At 43.4% G+C, this 18,990-nt stretch carries 13 protein-coding genes; 3 read left to right on the forward strand and 10 right to left on the reverse strand.

The window, feature by feature from the left end; all coding sequences use genetic code 11:
* Positions 1-192 precede the first annotated feature (192 nt).
* Both LPY66_RS20620 and hflX read left to right on the forward strand, forming a co-directional pair.
* Positions 193-594 (forward strand): response regulator, encoded by a 402-nt coding sequence (locus tag LPY66_RS20620; protein ID WP_337986110.1) that lies wholly within the window; start codon positions 193-195, stop codon positions 592-594.
* Positions 595-799: 205 nt separating this feature from the next.
* A complete protein-coding gene (gene hflX / locus LPY66_RS20625) occupies positions 800-2,608 on the forward strand; it encodes a GTPase HflX (RefSeq protein ID WP_337986111.1) in 1,809 nt (602 codons plus the stop codon).
* Here hflX and LPY66_RS20630 read toward each other — a convergent pair.
* The 9 genes from LPY66_RS20630 to rlmH all read right to left on the reverse strand — a co-directional run bounded on the left by LPY66_RS20630 (position 2,568) and on the right by rlmH (position 13,677).
* The gene (locus LPY66_RS20630) at positions 2,568-3,506 is read right to left on the reverse strand and encodes a 1,4-dihydroxy-2-naphthoate polyprenyltransferase (RefSeq protein ID WP_337986112.1); all 939 of its coding nucleotides are present in this window, start codon (positions 3,504-3,506) and stop codon (positions 2,568-2,570) included. The genes hflX and LPY66_RS20630 overlap by 41 nt on opposite strands.
* Before the next feature lie 54 nt (positions 3,507-3,560).
* A complete protein-coding gene (gene larC, locus LPY66_RS20635; protein ID WP_337986113.1) occupies positions 3,561-4,763 on the reverse strand; it encodes a nickel pincer cofactor biosynthesis protein LarC in 1,203 nt (400 codons plus the stop codon).
* Positions 4,764-4,802: 39 nt separating this feature from the next.
* The gene (locus tag LPY66_RS20640) at positions 4,803-6,749 is read right to left on the reverse strand and encodes a methyl-accepting chemotaxis protein (protein WP_337986114.1); all 1,947 of its coding nucleotides are present in this window, start codon (positions 6,747-6,749) and stop codon (positions 4,803-4,805) included.
* A gap of 761 nt (positions 6,750-7,510) precedes the next feature.
* Complete coding sequence (locus tag LPY66_RS20645; RefSeq protein WP_337986115.1) at positions 7,511-8,668, reverse strand: DUF362 domain-containing protein; 1,158 nt, start codon at positions 8,666-8,668, stop codon at positions 7,511-7,513.
* A 26-nt stretch (positions 8,669-8,694) separates the two neighbouring features.
* A complete protein-coding gene (locus LPY66_RS20650) occupies positions 8,695-9,465 on the reverse strand; it encodes an enoyl-ACP reductase FabI (RefSeq protein ID WP_337986116.1) in 771 nt (256 codons plus the stop codon).
* A 98-nt stretch (positions 9,466-9,563) separates the two neighbouring features.
* On the reverse strand, positions 9,564-9,761 hold the full coding sequence (locus LPY66_RS20655) for a (Fe-S)-binding protein (RefSeq protein WP_337986117.1): 198 nt from the start codon (positions 9,759-9,761) through the stop codon (positions 9,564-9,566).
* 298 nt (positions 9,762-10,059) lie between these two features.
* The gene (locus tag LPY66_RS20660) at positions 10,060-11,844 is read right to left on the reverse strand and encodes a sensor domain-containing diguanylate cyclase (RefSeq protein WP_337986118.1); all 1,785 of its coding nucleotides are present in this window, start codon (positions 11,842-11,844) and stop codon (positions 10,060-10,062) included.
* A gap of 224 nt (positions 11,845-12,068) precedes the next feature.
* Positions 12,069-13,058: a 2-hydroxyacid dehydrogenase gene (locus LPY66_RS20665; protein WP_337986119.1), complete on the reverse strand. Its 990-nt coding sequence runs from the start codon at positions 13,056-13,058 to the stop codon at positions 12,069-12,071.
* Positions 13,059-13,194: 136 nt separating this feature from the next.
* Entirely contained in the window at positions 13,195-13,677 is a 483-nt protein-coding gene (rlmH, locus tag LPY66_RS20670) for a 23S rRNA (pseudouridine(1915)-N(3))-methyltransferase RlmH (protein ID WP_443112446.1), read from the reverse strand.
* 234 nt (positions 13,678-13,911) lie between these two features.
* Between rlmH and LPY66_RS20675 the strand changes: the two genes are divergently transcribed.
* Positions 13,912-14,139 carry an alpha/beta-type small acid-soluble spore protein gene (locus LPY66_RS20675; protein WP_337986120.1) on the forward strand — a complete coding sequence of 76 codons (228 nt, stop codon included), beginning with the start codon at positions 13,912-13,914 and terminating at the stop codon, positions 14,137-14,139.
* A 208-nt stretch (positions 14,140-14,347) separates the two neighbouring features.
* Here the strand turns inward: LPY66_RS20675 and LPY66_RS20680 are convergent, their stop codons facing one another.
* Positions 14,348-18,691, reverse strand: coding sequence for a 2-hydroxyacyl-CoA dehydratase (locus LPY66_RS20680; RefSeq protein WP_337986121.1), 4,344 nt, complete (start codon positions 18,689-18,691; stop codon positions 14,348-14,350).
* Between the last annotated feature and the right edge of the window lie 299 nt (positions 18,692-18,990).

Consider the following 18,990-nt stretch of genomic DNA (forward strand, 5'->3'; position numbering starts at 1 on the left):
ATAATCTTGTTTATTTTCCTAACCAAAATAATTAACAAATTCCAAAGTCCTTGATAATTTTAGCTTTTTTAATAACTGTCATTAAAATATTTTTTTTATTCTTTGACAGACATCAACATTTTTCTTCCTTAGAGTATTGTATACTTATTAAGGTTACAAAATAAGAAAATATTTTTTAAGGAGGAAAGACAGTTGAAACCTGTTGTCATGGTTGTCGATGACGACCCAGGGGTAGCCAATCTTCTTTGTACGCTGCTAATAAGCCATGGTTACATTCCCGTTACCGCGTCAAACGGATATGACGCGATTAATCTTCTATCAAGCAGTCCGAACCTAAAACCCGACATGATTATTACAGATTATTCGATGCCTGTACTTAATGGACGCGAATTTATTGAGAAAATATCCTCATTAAGCGAAACGAAAGACATTCCCGTGGTTATGATGAGCGGATCTCGAATTGAAGAAAAGGATCTACCCGAGACAGCCAACTACAAAGGCCTTGTAACAAAACCGTTTAAAATTAATACGCTGTTAGAAGTGATCAGGCGTTTTACGATAGAACGGAACGATTCGCCGGTTGTTTTAGCGTAAATGAATAGGATGCTAAATTCATAATAACCGTAATTCAATCAAAAGGCAAAGTATGCCTTTTTCTTTTTGCGCAAAATAAACAGACTCATTTTATGCCTTCAAGGTAAGAAGGGATGCACCCATTTTTTTTATATTGCTTCCCTATGTTATAATTTATTTTATCGTTCATTAATACGACATTAGCTTTTCTTTTAAAGGAGTATTCATGATGAAGATTAATGGGGAAACAGAGGGTATTCGCCACACGATCCTGGAAAAACTGAATAACTTCTATTCTTTGCGGATACCAAAGGACTGCCTCTGGACTGAAGAGCTCATAGTCGAACTTACAGCCATATCTGCAGAGATTAACCGTGAGATTGCACTGTATCTGGATCGTAACGGACGGATCATCGACGTTAGCATCGGCGATCACCAAACCGTGAAACTCGCTGCTGTTCAGAGTAAACGCAGCCCCGGTCATCTCACAGGCATACGCTGTATTCATACTCATCCTAAAGGCGGTGGGATGCTTTCTTCTGTTGATATCAGTTCCCTTGAGCTCTTATCTCTCGATATGATGATCGCAGTCGGTATACGGGAGAATCAGGCTACAGATATATTTGTGGGAATCCTTTCGCCCGAAGCCTCCGAAGGTGTCCGTATTTACGGACCATACACTGCTGCTAAAAATGACTTTGCATTTATGATCGAACATATGCGAGATACGGAAAAAATCCTGCGTACCCAACATACCGAACATACGGAACAAGAACGCGCCGTTTTGGTCGGCCTTCAAACACGATATACTCGGGATCTCTATGGTGTCAGTGAAGCGGAAGTTTCATTAGCCGAACTGAAAGAGCTGGCTAAAACAGCCGGCGCCATCGTGGTCGGCTCTCTTATGCAAAAGAGAGAATCCCGTGATACTGCAACCATCATTGGTCAAGGAAAGCTGGAGGAACTTCGTCTTCTGGCCCAAACCACGAAAGCAGATATGGTTATCTTTGATGAAGAGCTCAGTGGCACCCAACAACGCACTCTTGAAGAAAAGCTTGGCCTTAAAGTTTTATCCCGCACGAGCTTGATCCTGGATATCTTTGCTCAACGCGCGCGCTCCAAAGAAGGTATCTTGCAAGTCGAATTAGCCCAATTGGAATATCAGCTTCCCCGTTTGACAGGTACCGGACTGCTACTTTCCCGGTTGGGGGGCGGCATTGGGACACGCGGACCGGGAGAAACCAAATTAGAAACAGACCGGCGCCATATACGATCCCGGATAATCCATTTAAAAGCCCAATTGACCGAAATACGAAAACAACGCGGCATCCTTCGCGAAAGCCGCCAAAAAAATAACCTGCCTGTTATCTCTCTCGTCGGCTATACAAATGCAGGTAAGTCCACGTTGCTTAATGCTTTATGCGGTACCGATGTCCTAGCCGAAGATAAGCTGTTTGCGACACTTGATCCGACAACAAGAAAGCTCCACTTGAATAACGGCATCACGGTGCTTATATCAGATACGGTGGGCTTTATCCGTAAACTGCCTCACCATCTACTTGATGCTTTCAAGTCTACATTGGAAGAAGTATTATTATCTGATCTCATCCTAATAGTAACCGATGCGTCTGATCCGCAGGCGGAAGACCATATTCGTATCGTCGATGAGATCTTGACTGAACTGGGGGCCGGATTGAAGCCTGCTCTCATTATCTTGAATAAAAGCGACCGTATCACCAATGAAGACCCTATCAGTCTTTGGCGGGAGAAACGGCCTGTTGTCGAAATATCCGCTTTACAGAAATCCGGTCTCGAAGAACTTAAAGATACGATTGCGAATATGCTTAGCAGCGGCAGGATTCAGGTCAACCTTGAAGTACCCCTGTCTGAGGGGGCATTGATCGCCTGGCTGCATGCCAATAGTAAAATTCGCTCGCTTTCCTATACCGAAAACGCCGCCAATATCGAGGCCGAATTAGATTTGTCTTTCCGGGCTAAAGTCGAAAAATACCTTCTACAATCAGGCAGAGGATAAGCAGCATCCCAAAGAGCGTATTCAACTTACCAACATTTACCATCCCTGGCATCATTTCTGCCGGGGATTTCTTATTAACAAACCCCGCCAGAGCTTTTACAGCCTGGGGAATACTTAATACAACAAGGAGTGTCCAAGGGTGCAGTACACCCATCAACACCAGCATAACAAGCCACAAATATGCAAAAATAAACATACCGGTCATAAACAGTACCGCGCCGCGATGTCCTAAAAGTATAGCCAGTGTATGCCGCCCATTGAGCTTGTCTCCTTCACGGTCCCGGATATTGTTCGCCATCAGAATTGCTCCAATCAGTACGAAGTTAGGGATCGATATCAGAAAGACCTCCCGACTAACATCTCCGGTTTGGACGAAATAGGCAATCATAATGACTCCCGATCCTAAAAAAAGACCTGCCAGCAATTCGCCAAATGGCGTATAGGCGATGGGTATGGGTCCTCCGGTATATAAATAGCCAACAACCATACAGCCTAATCCAATCCATGCCAACCACCAACTTGTTGTGCTACAGATATAGATACCCAGTAATGCCGCAATCAGCAGACTAAGCAGCGCAAGGTTCAATACCGTCCGGGCCTTAACGCCATCACGGGTGATTGCACCGGCTATACCGATCGACTCGGCTGTATCCAGACCACGGACAAAATCATAATATTCGTTGAACATATTTGTCGCCGCTTGGATCAGAATGGTTGCCAGCATCATCGCAGCAAACAAGCCCCAATGAATATGGCGGCTCTCTTTCCAAGCCAGAACAGATCCGACCATGACCGGAATAAACGACGCTGTTAATGTATGCGGTCGAAAAAGCTGCCACAAAATCTTTCTGCGACTTGTTTTTCCTTCTTGCTTCTTTTGTGAATCATTAGGTGTCATTGATCGTCTAAACTCCTTCAAAAAATATCTTTCAAACGTCACTCTGTTTATCTTCTACTCCATGTTTTGCAGTAGCATGCTCTTTTCTAATTCCTTATAAATCATCATGAGAGGGACATTATTTTCCCTGGCCAGCTTTTTGCAATCGGCATATTCCGGCTTGGCCTTAATTTCTTTTCCACCCAAGATCACGAATTTGACTTTGATTATACCATACTTTGTTTGGAACTGCCGTATCTCCCGTTTGCACATGACCTTTTGGACAGGGTAACGACGAAGTCCTATAGCCGTCGTTTCTGTTAGAATAATTGTTTCAGCCAATCTTATCGCGCTGTTTTTTAGCAGTACGCGCAGCAATGTCCCCGGTCGGCCCTTCTTCATGATCATCGGCGTCTTAGATACATCCAACGCCCCTGCTGCAAAAAGCTTTTCCTCAATGTATTCATACCACTCCGGGTTCATATCATCGATATTCGTTTCTAATACCCATTGTGTTTCTGTTTCAAAGCCATCGTTTAACGAGCCTTCCTGGCTTTGTGCTTCAACTATCTCACCAAGATACACCCGTAAGACATTCGGTATTTCCATATCCCTTTTACCTATACCATAGCCTATCCGATTGGCAGTAAAAGCCGGGCGATCCGTGTATTCCTGCACAATTGTCTTTAGGATGGCAGCGCCCGTCGGTGTTGTTGTCTCAAAAGCAACGCGCCCATATTTGACAGGTACTCCTTGCAGAAGCTCTGTCACTGCAGGAGCCGGGACGGGCAGCACGCCATGCTCGCAGCGCACAAAGCCGCCTCCGAGCTCGATACTGGAAGCCATAACTTTGTCCACCTGAAGATATTCCAAACATACAGCGGCGCCCACGATATCCAGGATAGCATCTGTGGCACCAACTTCATGGAAATGAACCTTTTCTTTTTCTATGCCGTGTACCTGCGCTTCTGCCCCAGCCAGAACATCAAATATAGCCAGGCTCCTCTTCTTTACTGCCTCCGTTAAGGTACTCGCACAGATAATTCTCTCAATATCCGCTAAATGTCTGGCAGATGAGGATGGGACAAGGATTTCCACCCTTGTCCCTTGAATACCCATTTTTTGCTCAGATTGTATGGTGATGGAATAGTTCTCTGCCAAAGGCAGACGTGCGAGTTCAGCTAATAAATAGTCCTTATCCACGCCGAGGTCCAGTAAGGCGCCAAGATTCATATCCCCGCTTATTCCACTGAAACAGTCATAATATAAAATCTTCATGTAAACCCTGCTTATCCGTTTATATATCCACTAATGATTTTATCCTATCCTGAATTTATCGGCAAGTTCCTCCAACCGAGATGCCATCGCACTTAGCTCTTCGACATGCTGGACTGTTTCCGTCATCGTTGACATTTGTATATCTGCAGCATCATTGATAACTGTTGCTCTGTCCATAACCAGCTGGGCGTTACGTTCGGCGGCTTCTACCTCTTTAACAACATTATTGCCCTTACCGACAAGCTCGACGGTTCGATACGAGATTCCTTCAACCTTTACCTTAACGGTATTAAACGTCTGCTCGATGGTATCAAAGACTCTTCCAGCCTTCTCAACTTCTGCCGCACTCTGGTGGATGACCTGCGTTTGTCCGAGCATCAAATCGATGGTTTCTTCAATATTCGTGTTAATCTCAAGGATAAGCTGCTGTATTTCCTGCGTAGAGCGTGCCGACCCCTCCGCCAACTTGCGTATTTCATCGGCAACAACGGCAAATCCTCTGCCGCTTTCTCCGGCTCTGGCCGATTCTATCGCTGCATTCAGGGCTAACAAATTGGTTCTTTCTGCTATGTCTGTGATTGTATTAATAATATTACGAATTCTCTGGGAAGTTTCACCCAGTGCTTGGACTGCAACCCCAGTCTTCTGTGCTTTCTCGGTTAACACGTCCATCTGGAATTGAATTTCCCGCATCGCATAATGCCCATTCTCAGACGCCTTTTGAGCTTCTTTAGCTAAGACAAGAACATCACTTGACGCAGCAGAAATCTCTGTTATACCCACAGCCATATTTTCAATATCTCTAGTCGAAATCCGCGTCTTATCCAGGCTTGATTCCGAAGCCAGGGCAACTTCTTGAATACCTTCGCGAATATCTTCACTTGTTCTCGATAATTGATCTGTATGCTGTAAAACCGTCTCCAATGAGCCGGTAACTTGGCCTGCACTCTCTTTGGTAACTTTGATCAATTCGCTTAAGTTTCCAACCATTAAATTATAGGCTTTGACCATATCGCCAATCTCGCCTTGGATCTTATCTTCATACTTATGCTGAAAATCACCTTCGCCAATATAGTTCAAGAGGTTGGATACGGTTCCCAACGGCTTGACCATCTGCCTTGATACGATATAACCGCCGCCGATGGCAACCACCAAACAAACAAGTATAATAACAATATTGGTAACGACCATATTTTGTTTTGCTTTGGCACTGGCTTGAGCTGCTATGATAGTACCCTGCTTGGCAACCGGCTGTCCATTGATATCCTTCAGGACAGTGAATGACGTTAAATAGTTTGCATTCTTATAGTTTAATTCTATTGGCGGGGCATTGATATCCTTAATCATCCCAGTTAAATCTTTATTCGTTGTTAACGAAGGCTTCCCATCAAGCAGATATATCATTACTTCAGCGCCCGTAAGCTGTGTAACTGTCTTCAGATGCGCTTCTGTTAAATATTGACCAAAAATCAAATAACCTGAAGGGGATCCTTCTCCATTATTGTTTAATATTTGGCAGACAGCGACAAGGGCCAGCTTACCCGATGCTTGATAAAGACCATTAACAATTTTCTCTTGACCATGAGCTACCCTTTGCAGCAACGGATCGTTAAGCACGTTGGGGCTGAATTTCTCAGTACCGATGCTATCAATTACTTTACCGGATTTATCGCAAACTGCAACAAAATTCAAACTATAATCTTCGGCCGCAACGCTAACCAACTGTTCATTGATCCAAGCAAGGTCTTTGCTTTGAACTGCATTATAAGCATCTTCCCAGAACCCATAAGAGTTCACGCCCTGCCTGATTCTGTCGGCTAAGAAATCAACGGTCCTCTCATTGGCTTGTTGGGAGAACAACACTTGTTCCTGTTCGATCTTGGCAAGATCTTTGCTCACAAGATAATAGCTGATCAGACTGCCTGCTAATACCGGAATAAGCGTAAAAACCAATAGAATAATCTGGATCTGCTTCCGTAACGTCATTTCGCCCTCCGTAATATTATATTTGTATTATGTATCGTACATATTACCCAAAAAAATAAGTATTTCTTCCACCATTATACATATATACATAAAAAATTACATAAATATATTTGTGCTTAATTTACAAAAGCAATGGATTTTGATTTCGGCAAAACGTTTTCAATATGAAACAAATTAATTGCAAAAAAAGAATAGCTTTGACGTCATAAACTAAAATAATCAACGGAAATAGCTCTGTTAGCAAGCTTGAGCAAAATTTACTTGGTCTGCAGCTAAGAGGCACGCTTTTTGCATAAGAATAATAGATGCCTTTCTTTAACCATTGATTATTATTGAAATATTAACAAAAGAGACAAATACATACGGTATAGATAATGGAGGTGATTCAAATGGGATGCTGGGCCTGTAACCCTTACTGTGGTAACTGCAAGCCCCCGAAAGAAAGACCGCGGCAGTGCCCGTCCTGCCAGAAATATTGCTTTAACCCTGAAGCAAAGGATTGTCCGCGGTGCGGTGCTGAACTTCCGCTGAGAGTTCCTCCTCCAGTCGTAAAATGCCATTATAGTGGGTTGATTTGTGCCAATCCGTGTAATAAACATAAAATTGATGTTTCAGCTAAATGGCACTATATGCCCTGTAAGCATAATACCCCGCCACAAAAAGAGAAAGAGTAGAAACAAACATAAATAACGTTTTTGTTCTATGTGGAACATAGTGAAGTGTATCTCATTAAATATATTGACTGCCGATAGTTGGTTTGATTAATGACGCCGGAACAGTTTGCCTATCGGTTTATTTTTTATAACGATAGCGCCTTGGGGGCAGAGTTCCTGACAACAATAACAGCGAATACACGCGTTATAATCCCATTTTGGAAGAAGCTTCTCCTTCTTTTTCCCGAAGGATATAACCTGGTTCTGCTTAGGGCAGACAACATCACATTGCTTGCACCCTATGCACAAGTCAGGAATAACAACAGGATCCGGTGCCATTGCTCGGGATACAAATTTGTCCATAGAAGGCAGTATCCGGTTGACCAATCCGGAACTCCGACAAACTTTGAAGTCCTTGCACCGCATCGTAGAAATTGTCTCCCCGAGAATTTCAATATCCGGAGGAAGTACTGTCCCCCAAAGTGTATCCTGTGCCACTTTCAAAAAAGGTACCTCTAATACATTCTTATAGCCTATCAATCTGACAGCTGTGGAATCCACAGCTGTTAATGATCGTCCCATAATAATCGTATCCATTTGTTTAGGATTTCCGTTCAACGGCCCATTCCCCTCCATGGCAATGATCCCGTCAAGAATCGCAAATTTGGTTTTTACCAGCGAGTTTATGTCCAGCAGAATCCTACTGAAGTATTCCGGATCGGGCTGCTTTAGGTGCCACTGGGCCTTCTGGGTCCCAGGCACACAACCAAATTGATTCTTTACGGCTCCGGTATAGTACATCAATGCGTGTGTTTTCAATTTGGGGAGAGTTATCAATACGTCAGCTTCGTAGGCAGGTCGGGCAATATCCCAGTACTTATAAAGCAAGGGTTTATCCAGTTCGACATGAACAGCATCATTAAAATCGGCATAGGTGACATGGTACTTTTGAGCTATTTCCATAAAGCCGGATTTCTCAGCAGCCCTTAGTGGATCTTGGTGACCCGGAGAATCACCAAAAGAGATCTGATCTGTAAAATCCTTAATTACTCTGATCGCGGCCTCAAAAACGGTGTGGTGTGTGATTACCGGAGAGTTTTTGCTGTTGACATTCAAAAAGTTGGGTTTCAGCAGCACCTTGCTGTTACGTGGTATGAGGCTTCGAATAAATGAGTCTCCGCCCAATAACTCAAAGCCTTCGCGAATTTTCCGCTCAATCAGATCAACCTGATAATCTGTACACTTTAGTAAAGCCACTTTTTCCATTGTGCTTGTTTCTCCATCTGCAAAAGTTATATTCCCATAATATTTAGACCGCAATCGACGTGCATGATTTCACCGGTAACCGCGCGCGAAAGCTCACTTAAGAGGAATACAGCCGGCCCGCCGATGTCTTCATGATCGATTCTTCTTCTTAACGGCGCTTTTTGATCGGCCGTATCCAAGATACTGCTAAAGTCCTTGACCCCTTTGGCGGACAGCGTCTTGATTGGTCCAGCGGATATCGCATTGACGCGAATTCCCTGCGGACCCAGATCCGATGCCAAATAACGTACTTCCGTTTCCAACGCTGCTTTGGCAACTCCCATGATATTGTATCCCGGAAACACTTTTTCGGATCCCATGTAAGTCAGAGTAATTATACTGCCGCCCTGGGTCATAAGACTTTGCGCTCTCTTAGCCACTGCAGCCAATGAATAGGCACTGATATCCATTGCCAGTGCATAGCCGTCCCGCGTCGTATTGACGACGCCATTTTGAATATCTTCTGCCCGGGCAAAGGCAATCGAGTGAACTACGCCGTGCAGAACACCATAATTTTGCTTTAATGCTGTGAATAAATGATCGATGGCATTATCCGAGGTAACATCACAGCTATAGATCGCACTGGAATCAAGAGACGCCGCTAACTCGGCCACAGCGTCTTTTTCTCTCTCGCCAAGATACGTAAATATGAGATTAGCGCCCTGGTCACGCGCAGCTTTGGCTATTCCCCAGGCAATACTCCACTTATTTCTCAGCCCCATAATTAAAATATTTTTCCCTGCCAATAAAGAACTCATGGATATCATTCCCTTTCTGTCTTCAGTTGTTTCAGAATAGCATGAAATACAAGAATAAATTCGATAATGTAGTACGGAAGATTCCTCACAAATCAATATCAGAAATCCAATAATGCACGTACAACGTTGAACGCAGCCGTTATGTATGGAGATAAGAGCGGGTAACATGCTTCACTACTCTTTTTCAAGGCGACAAGCTTAATAGCAAACGACATACTTGTTAATTCACCGCACATCCTGCAATTCGTTTTGGGTAACTGTTTATAGTAATCAAGCGCTGTAGGTTTTCGGCGCATTTCATAAAGGAGGTCAATTATTTCAAGATAGATAAATACTAAGCCCCTTTAACACACAGAAAACAGATGTTTTGTGGCAGTAATCGGTTTGTTCCCTATGACTTATGGTTTAGGATGATTTATTTTCTCATAGAATCGTGATTAATGCCATAATTGAATTGCAGCTGGTTTTACAGCACTTGTTCATTGACTGGGTCGCCTTCTGCTTTACATGTAAAAAAACAGACATTTGTCTGTTTTTTTACACCCATTCTCATACTAACAGCTAATACGATATTGATCAGCGATACCTGCGGTTTTACATTGATTCATCATATAACTTGACCCCGTTTTTTCCGTGTTCTTTGATATAGTACAGTGCTTCGTCTGCGACATGAAACACTTCCGTATATGTTCTCCCGTGTTCTGGAAACAAACCGACACCTACACTGCAATACGCAGTGTATTGCTCACCTGCTTCTTCCAAATTAATCTCCATGATATTCTTTTGCAAGGCATTGACCCGATCCTGAATTTCCTCTATTGAATTAATGTTTTTAAGAACAATGACAAACTCGTCGCCGCCTACCCTGCCGATAATATCCGAAACACGAAACGTCATATTAAACGTTTCAGCAATTCGCCGGAGTAATTTATCCCCGGTTTTGTGCCCCCAATTATCGTTTACATGCTTAAAATTATCAATATCGACCACCATCAAAGCATGACGGGAAGCTGCCCCTTCGTTGGAAAAAAAATCCTCGCAAAGCATTTGTGTTGTAATATTATTATATAATCCGGTGAGTAAGTCTCTTTCGGCCTTTTCGAGCAGTTTTTGTTCGCGGGTCTTTTGATCGTCTATATCCATTAACTTGCATAAACAGCGGTAAGGCTTACCCCTTTCATCGCGAAGTATGACCGCCTTGCAGCGGCACCAGAAATCAACTCCGCTGCCGCGCTTAAATCTAAAATCAACACTAAACGTCTTGTTATCGATTTCACTTGTATTATACATACTGTCAAAGGCCTTTACGACAGTATCCACATCCTCCGGATGAATCATACCGGCATTTACTTCACCGTGTGGAAAATTCACAAAAATAAGATCCCTCTGCAAAAAAGATTTGGCATCGCCCATTATTTCCGCTTCCAATGTTAGCAGGTCCAGATCAATGATAATATCTAAGCCTAACCCGGTCAGGATCTGTTGCCGCTCTTTATTGCGCCAATATTTTTCTTCTATTCGTTTCGCTTGTTCAGCTAACACATCGTCGTGTATATCTCTTACTGTGAGTAAGATTTTCTCTTCCGGTTCATAATAATGATAGACGACCTCTCGCCAACGCTGCTCCGGTGTATCATTAATCCTATACCGGAAAGCATACCGCCCATTGTTCTTGACAGAGTTCACGACATTGGCTAATCTAGCCTGTTGGTAATACGCTTCGCGTTCCGCTGCAGGCACCAGCGTATCGCGAATAAACTTCATCCACCTGTCGTAATCCCCAATCACAGGTACCCGGTGTGAATTACTGCCGTTGCCGGCATATTGTTCGAACAAGCCGGTCTTAATATCCACCAGGGTAATATATTCGTAATGCGCCAACATGGTCATTTCGAAGATCGAGCGCAGCCGTATACTTTCTAACTCTCGGGCTTTTTCCTGTATAATTGGCCGTGTCAGCGTAATCTCGATGACATCGTCATTTTCTTGATTTGTTAAGAAAATCACAGTCACCTTAACCCAGCGATAGATGCCGTCATCACCCAATTGTCGGACTTCCAACACGACACTCGTTTCCCCTTTGGCGTAGGCCTTGATCAAGCTTTCTCGCGAGAACGTATTATAGAATATCTTTTTGTGCAGGGGATCGACGGAGGCTATGCCATTTTCGATGAGCTCATCAAACACACCGCCGATAGGCGATGTTTTAGTTGTATAGCGCCCGTATTCTAACATTTTATAGGAGTTCTTCGTCAGGTTCACATAGATGATCATCGGAAAGAATTTGGAGATGGCAAATAACAAATGCTGCATTTCAAGAGTACCGAAATCATCCTCACGAATCATAGGCAGTATTTCTATTGCAGTGTCCTCTGTCATATTTATCACCTGCTTAAGTCTTTATCATCCAAAATTGATACTCTTTGGATTTGTCAATTGGCTGTTCATAATTATTATCGTACATTTTTCGACATATTTATAATAGTTTTTTTATTATCAGTAATTTCTGTTTTGAATAACATACATCGCATTATTCCTTTTTGTCTTCTTAATGATGCTAATAAGAAAGCTATCACATCGTTTAGCATATTGTTAACTCTACCTTAAAGACTATTTACAATGCAGACAGGCCGTTTTCCGTCTTGTACGCGTCGCATGTTTGTCGCAATATTTTTGTAAATCGTTTCAAACACATTCTTTGTGAGGCCGGCAATATGGGGAGAGAGCGAAACGCGATACTGGTATTCTTCAGGGAGATTTAAAATTGGATTATCCAGTAAAACCGGTTCCGGTGCCAATGTATCCAACCCGGCACCCGCTATTTGTCCTGATACGATGGCTTCCTTCAAATCGTCATGGTTTATAATTTCACCCCTGGCCGTATTGATCAGTATGGCTGTCTTTTTCATCTTAGAAAAAACATCCCGATTAAACATGTTAATTGTTTTTGGGGTGACTGGAACATGGATACTGATGATATCACATTGTTTATATATCGCTTCTAAATCCAGATAGGTAACATTTAATTGTTCTTCCGTTTTAATATCAACCGGCTTGGTATTATTGTAGCTGACTCTGCAGCCAAATCCCTTGAGTCTTTTGGCTGTTTCTCTTCCGATAGCACCAAAGCCAATAATCCCAACATGACAAAACTCAAGTTCAGGTATTCCTTCCAAGCAAAACTGGCCTTTTGCCTCGATCTGCTTTCCTTTTCTTATCATCATTTCGCCTTCACTGAAGCGCCGCAGGGTTGTCAGCATTAATAAAACAGTTTGTTCGGCTACCGCCCCTGCATTGACCGAAAAATTGTTACAAACATACACATTGCGTTCTCTTGCCGCTTCGATATCAATTCGGTTGTATCCCACCCCTTCCGAATGAATCATTTTTAATGCCGGCAGTGCCTCAATGATTTTTCTGCTAACAGGCAAAATGGCGTCTACCAAGATGCATTCTGCATCGCTTGCTTTTTCTATGACCTCGTCATCTGTGTAGTGTTGACCGATGTCAATCATTTCCCAATCCGCCGGTATCATCGACTTATGCATATAGTGATCAACTCGGGCTTTTGACGTTAAAATTGCAATTTTCATGACTTATTCCCCCATATTATTCCAGTCTTTATCTGATTGCCAATTACAAATGGAACTCCCAAAAAGTACGATTCAGATCTTTTGACAGTGTCGCATCTTTACTTTGCCATCTCGCCATAAGTGCCATAATTAAAGCTCATTTATGATAAGTCTCTCCTTTATTGATTTTGCAGGCACGGTATATCTGTTCAAGTAGCATTAGCCGGATGAGCTGGTGCGGAAAAGTAAGCATGGAAAAAGACCACCGAAAATCAGCTCGCTTTCGGACTTCATCTGCCGTGCCTAACGAACCGCCTATGATAAATGTTATCCTGCTTTGCCCCGCCAGCGCCCGTCCTTCCATAAGCTCACCCACCTCAGGTGAGGTAAGCACCTTGCCCTGCAGATCCAGTAGCACGACAAAATCCTGACTTGAGATTAGCTTTAATAACTTCTCACCTTCTTTTTGTCTGACTTTTTCCTCTTCGGCGGCAGATGCTTTTTCCGGACAAGGTTCATCATCAACTTCAAGGATTTTTAGACGAACATAACTGTTAAGGCGCTTTGAATACTCTTTAATTCCATCCTGAAGATATTTTTCTTTTATTCTGCCAACGGTCAGAATTGTTATTTGCAGCATATATTTTCTCCACTATTTACCAAATAATACTTTTTAAATTCTTCTATACTGACTATACTTATACTGTGATGCGCCGTCAAGATTGGACTTATATGAACAATTGATTTTGCTGCTATTAATAATTTACTATAGATATTCTTTGGTTCTTTCGGTTAATTATATAAATTGTTCAATTAATTACAACGAGAGCTTTTTAATATTTTGTCAATAATAATATTACGGAGGTGAAGATAAATGGGCAGAACAAGTGAAAGCACAAAAAAGCTGCTGCAAAATTTAAAAATGGAAGCAGCTGCGGAAATCGGGTATCTCGATTTTGTCAGAGAAAACAATGACCATTATAAGGGCGATGTGACTGCGAGACAAAATGGTCTGGAAGGCGGCCCGATCGGCGGCCAGATGGTCAAGAAAATGGTCGCTTTTGCTGAGCAGCAAATGAAGCAGAATAACGGCAAACTATAGTCTTTGACTGCATTACTCGAATCATTGCTAATCCGCAATAATAACTTGCTCATAAACATGAAATGACCGTGCCGCTACTTTCTATCCGTATCGCCATAGCAAAAGGTTTCTCACGCTTTTTGCATTCGTGACATAAAAACAGGCCAAATGCTTAAATGCCTTCAGCCTGTTTTTCCTTTTTTGTATTTAAATTATGCATAATCTCCGGTTAGATAATTTTTTGTTCTGTTTCTGGTTTTTCTAATCTGCCTGTCTCCAGAGGAATCGTCATCGAATCTCTACTCGTGGCGTCGACAGCCGCGTTACTGTGATTATTCGTTCCGTTTGCTTCTTTCTCCATATTCTTAAAAGCTACCGACAACATCAGTTTAATTCGGTTGATCTGATTGACTTGGCTGGCTCCCGGATCATAATCGATCGGAACAATATTGGCCTGGGGATACTGACGCTTCAGCTCCCGTACCATGCCTTTGCCGGTAATATGGTTAGGCAAACAGGCGAAAGGCTGCAGACAAGCGACATTGCTGGCGCCGCTTTCGATAAGTTCGATCATTTCTGCCGTTAAAAACCAACCCTCTCCGGTCTGGTGACCGAGATGCATGATTTTACCGGCCATATTAGCTAATTCATAAATGGATTTAGGGGGGTGATACCGTTCGCTTTTTTTTAGAACACGTTTCATTACGCGGCGATAATTTTCCATCCGCCAAATAAGATAACGGCTGATCAGCTCGCCTTTAAGTGATCCCGCTAATTTACTTCTCCGGAATATGGTGCCGTAAGCACAATACATAAAGAAATCCATCAAATCCGGCATGACGGCTTCTGCCCCTTCTTTTTCCAGGACGTCCACAATAAAGTTATTTGCAAAGGGATGGAACTTTACAAGGATCTCGCCGACAACCCCCACTTTTGGTTTCTTAATATTCAGAGTTTCTATTTTTTCAAATTCCTCAACCACACGACGGATATTCCGGTGGTATTCCCGAGCACGCATCCCTGCCAGGCTCGGCTTCAATTCCTTCAGCCATTTATCAAGCAGCGCATTTGTTTCTCCGGCATTTTTCTCATAGGGGCGAGTGGCAAAAGTCAAACGCATAAGCAAATCACCATATACTGTAGCCATAACACACCGTTTGATCATCTTCATCGATAGTTTAAATCCCGGATTTGATTCCAGCCCTCCCGCATTCAGAGATATAACGGGAATGTGTTCCATCCCGGCATCTTTTAACGCTTTACGAATAAAACCGATATAGTTACTGGCACGGCACCCTCCACCCGTCTGTGACATGATGACGGCCGTCTTGTTCAGATCGTATCTGCCGGATTTTAATGCGGCCATAATTTGACCGACAACAAGAATCGAGGGATAACAGGCATCGTTATGCACATGCAAGAGTCCCTGTTCGACGACACCCATTTCGACATCCGGCAGTATCTCCATTTTGTAGCCTTCTAACCGAACAGCCTCCTGGATCAGTTCAAAATGAATGGGAGCCATCTGCGGCGATAAAATCGTATACTCCTCTTTCATCGCTTCTGTGAACACAACCCGCTTCTTGGTCTCAAACAGTTTTTTTGCTTTGATTTGTTTTTTATCTCTTTCCTGCATCGCTGCAAGCAAGGAACGAATACGGATACGGACAGCACCGAGGTTATTGATTTCGTCAATCTTGACCAACGTATACGTTTTTCTGTACTGATGAAGGATCTCTTGGACCTGATCGGTAGTAACCGCATCCAAACCGCAGCCAAAGGAATTTAGCTGGACAAGCTCCAATTCATCCCGAGTCGCTACAAAACTGGCTGCAGCATACAGCCTGGAATGATATACCCATTGGTCTAGAACACGCAACGGTCTTTCCACTTGTCCCAGATGCGCAACGGCATCTTCAGTCAGTACCGCCATACCCAGACCGGCAATCATCTCCGGAATACCATGGTTCACTTCCGGATCGGTGTGATAAGGACGACCGGCCAGGACAATCCCTTTTCGGTTATTCTTCTCAAGATAATCCAAAATTTCTTCGGCTTTCGTCCGAAGATCCTGACGAACGGCATCTCTTTCGACAAATGCTTTATCCACTGCCACGGCTGCTTCCTGTTTGGTAACGCCCAGCGCTTTAAATTCTTCATAGATACGGACTTTTAAACGTTCCGGGTTATCGATCGGCAGGAAGGGGAAAATAAGCTCAACCTGCTTGTTCCTTATCTCATCCACATTGGCATGGATCGCTTCCGGATAGGATGTCACAATCGGACAATTGTAATTGTTGTTGACACCCTCCATCTCTTTTTCGTCCCTCGGCAAACAAGGGTAAAAGATCCGCTTAATCCCTTTATTCATCAGATCCCGAATATGCCCGTTCGTTAATTTTGCCGGGTAACACAAGGATTCAGAAGCCACCGTTTCCATCCCCAGCTCGAAAATCCGTTTCGAAGAACGGCTGGATAAAATAACCCTGAAGCCAAGTTCCGTCAGTAAGGTAAACCAGAACGGATAATGCTCATACATGTTCAACGCACGCGGGATCCCAATCTCCCCACGTGGGGCTTCATCTTTTTTCAACGGTTTATAAGCAAACAGCCGCTTATATTTATAATCAAATAAATTGGGGATCTCTTCTGTCTTACTTTCATAGCCCGCACCAAGTTCGCAGCGATTCCCTGTCAGGAATTCACGGCCATCAGAAAATTGATTGACCGTCAGCAAGCAGTTATTTCCACACAAACCACAATGCCGCGTCTTGGTTTCGGTATGAAAATTCTCCAATTTGTCCGCACCAAGCAAGGTAGACTCCTGCCCGGTCTGATAACGATCTTTAGCAATTAATGCGGCTCCGAAGGCACCCATGATCCCTGCGATATCCGGTCTCACGACTTTGCGGCCTGTGACAAGTTCAAAACTTCTTAATACAGCGTCATTTTTAAAAGTTCCGCCTTGAACAACAATTTTTTCACCAACTTCTGAGGAATTATGCAGGCGAATAACCTTATATAACGCATTTTTTACGACAGAATACGATATCCCGGCAGCAATACTGCCGATATCGGCGCCTTCCTTCTGGACCTGCTTAATTTTAGAATTCATAAACACCGTACACCGCGTGCCTAAATCGACCGGCGTTTTTGAGAACAGCCCCCGCTGGACAAATTCGGTTAACGGGAGGCTCAAGGATTCAGCCAGAGTTTCGATAAAAGAACCACAGCCCGATGAGCAGGCCTCATTCAGCATAATATTATTAATGACACCGTCTTGAATCAGCATGCATTTCATATCCTGACCGCCGATATCCAGGATAAAGTCGACTCCCGGCAGAAAATGTTCCGCGCCTTTTAAATGGGCAACTGTTTCAATCTCGCCATGGTCTACTCTCAGTGCCGCTTTTAATAATGCCTCGCCATATCCGGTAACAACCGATCCGGCAATAAATGCCCCGGACGGCATCGCCTGATAGAGCATCTGCAGTGCGGCGATCGTTGATCTCAGAGGGCTTCCCAGATTACTGCCATAATGGGAATATACCAAATTGCCTTCCATATCAACCAAAGCCAGTTTCGTTGTTGTAGAGCCTGCGTCGATCCCTAAGAAACAGGCACCACTCACCTCTGCTAACGTTTTTTTTGCAACAGTATGCTGTTGATGCCGTTTGCTGAATTCCGCATAGTCCTCTTCGGTGTTGAACAACGGCTGCAGAAGAGTCGTTGCCGAATCCGAATTGTGCAGATTGGGAATATTATTATAGAGCGTATTCAGATTAATTGTTTCATTCATCTTTGAAGCCAGTGCTGCGCCAATGGCGACAAAGAACTGGGCATTATCCGGGGCGATACTATTTTCCGGCTTCAATTTCAGTGTTTCAATAAAGCGCTTGCGCAGTTCCGGCAAGAAGGAAAGAGGGCCTCCCAAAAACGCCACGTTGCCGCGGATGGGTTTCCCACATGCCAAACCGGCAATGGTTTGATTGACCACCGCCTGAAATATGGATGCGGCGATATCTTCCTTGGCTGCACCTTCATTCAAGAGCGGTTGGATATCCGTTTTTGCGAAAACGCCGCAGCGGGAAGCAATCGGATAAATTTCCTTATGCTGGGTTGCTAAATCATTTAACCCTTTAGCATCCGTCTTTAACAAGATAGCCATTTGGTCAATGAAAGCGCCCGTCCCTCCTGCACATGTCCCATTCATCCGCAGCTCAGGCGCACTGCCGAAGTAGGTGATTTTAGCGTCTTCCCCCCCCAACTCGATGGCAACATCCGTAGTTGGAATAAAACGCTCGATGGCCTTCTGACAGGCAATGACCTCCTGAATAAAAGGGATCGCCAGCTGTTCAGATGTAGACATCCCGCTGGATCCGGTAATATTCATTGTGACTTTTTCGTTCCGGAATTGAACGTATATTTTTTGCAGCAGGTTGCTGACAGTGTGCTGAACATCAGAAAAATGCCGTTGATAACTGCTGAAAACCAAGTTATCATTCTCGTCCAAGATGGCAATCTTTACAGTTGTTGAACCAACATCCAAACCGATATGCATACGTTTAGACATTCTTTCGCTCCTTTTACAATCCGGCTGCAAATATTTTCACAGCTTAGGCACAGGTGAGTATTTTTTAGGAATATATACGATCAGACACTGATAATCCTATATTTCACTTATATATTAAAAATTGTGATACGCCATGATTATAACATTTTTCAAATTTAATTCCAAATAGCAACTTTTCCTAAGTGTCGCTGTTATCCTCCTTATAAGGTAGCAGGTTGTGTCCGTCCATATAGTTTATGAACATTCACTAAAAAATGTATTACGAAATAGAACCGCCGGTCTTAAAGATCAGACACAAC

This window comes from Dehalobacter sp. DCM (genome assembly GCF_024972775.1).
GTDB lineage: Bacteria > Bacillota > Desulfitobacteriia > Desulfitobacteriales > Syntrophobotulaceae > Dehalobacter.

Excerpts from the sequence above, each read along its gene's own strand:
- LPY66_RS20640 (WP_337986114.1), bottom strand. The coding sequence starts at position 6,749 with ATGACGTTACGGAAGCAGATCCAGATTATTCTATTGGTTTTTACGCTT.
- LPY66_RS20630 (WP_337986112.1), bottom strand. The coding sequence starts at position 3,506 with ATGACACCTAATGATTCACAAAAGAAGCAAGAAGGAAAAACAAGTCGC.
- LPY66_RS20660 (WP_337986118.1), bottom strand. The coding sequence starts at position 11,844 with ATGACAGAGGACACTGCAATAGAAATACTGCCTATGATTCGTGAGGAT.
- rlmH (WP_443112446.1), bottom strand. The coding sequence starts at position 13,677 with ATGCTGCAAATAACAATTCTGACCGTTGGCAGAATAAAAGAAAAATAT.
- LPY66_RS20645 (WP_337986115.1), bottom strand. The coding sequence starts at position 8,668 with ATGGAAAAAGTGGCTTTACTAAAGTGTACAGATTATCAGGTTGATCTG.
- LPY66_RS20680 (WP_337986121.1), bottom strand. The coding sequence starts at position 18,691 with ATGTCTAAACGTATGCATATCGGTTTGGATGTTGGTTCAACAACTGTA.
- LPY66_RS20655 (WP_337986117.1), bottom strand. The coding sequence starts at position 9,761 with ATGCGCCGAAAACCTACAGCGCTTGATTACTATAAACAGTTACCCAAA.
- larC (WP_337986113.1), bottom strand. The coding sequence starts at position 4,763 with ATGAAGATTTTATATTATGACTGTTTCAGTGGAATAAGCGGGGATATG.
- LPY66_RS20650 (WP_337986116.1), bottom strand. The coding sequence starts at position 9,465 with ATGAGTTCTTTATTGGCAGGGAAAAATATTTTAATTATGGGGCTGAGA.
- LPY66_RS20675 (WP_337986120.1), top strand. The coding sequence starts at position 13,912 with ATGGGCAGAACAAGTGAAAGCACAAAAAAGCTGCTGCAAAATTTAAAA.
- hflX (WP_337986111.1), top strand. The coding sequence starts at position 800 with ATGATGAAGATTAATGGGGAAACAGAGGGTATTCGCCACACGATCCTG.
- LPY66_RS20665 (WP_337986119.1), bottom strand. The coding sequence starts at position 13,058 with ATGAAAATTGCAATTTTAACGTCAAAAGCCCGAGTTGATCACTATATG.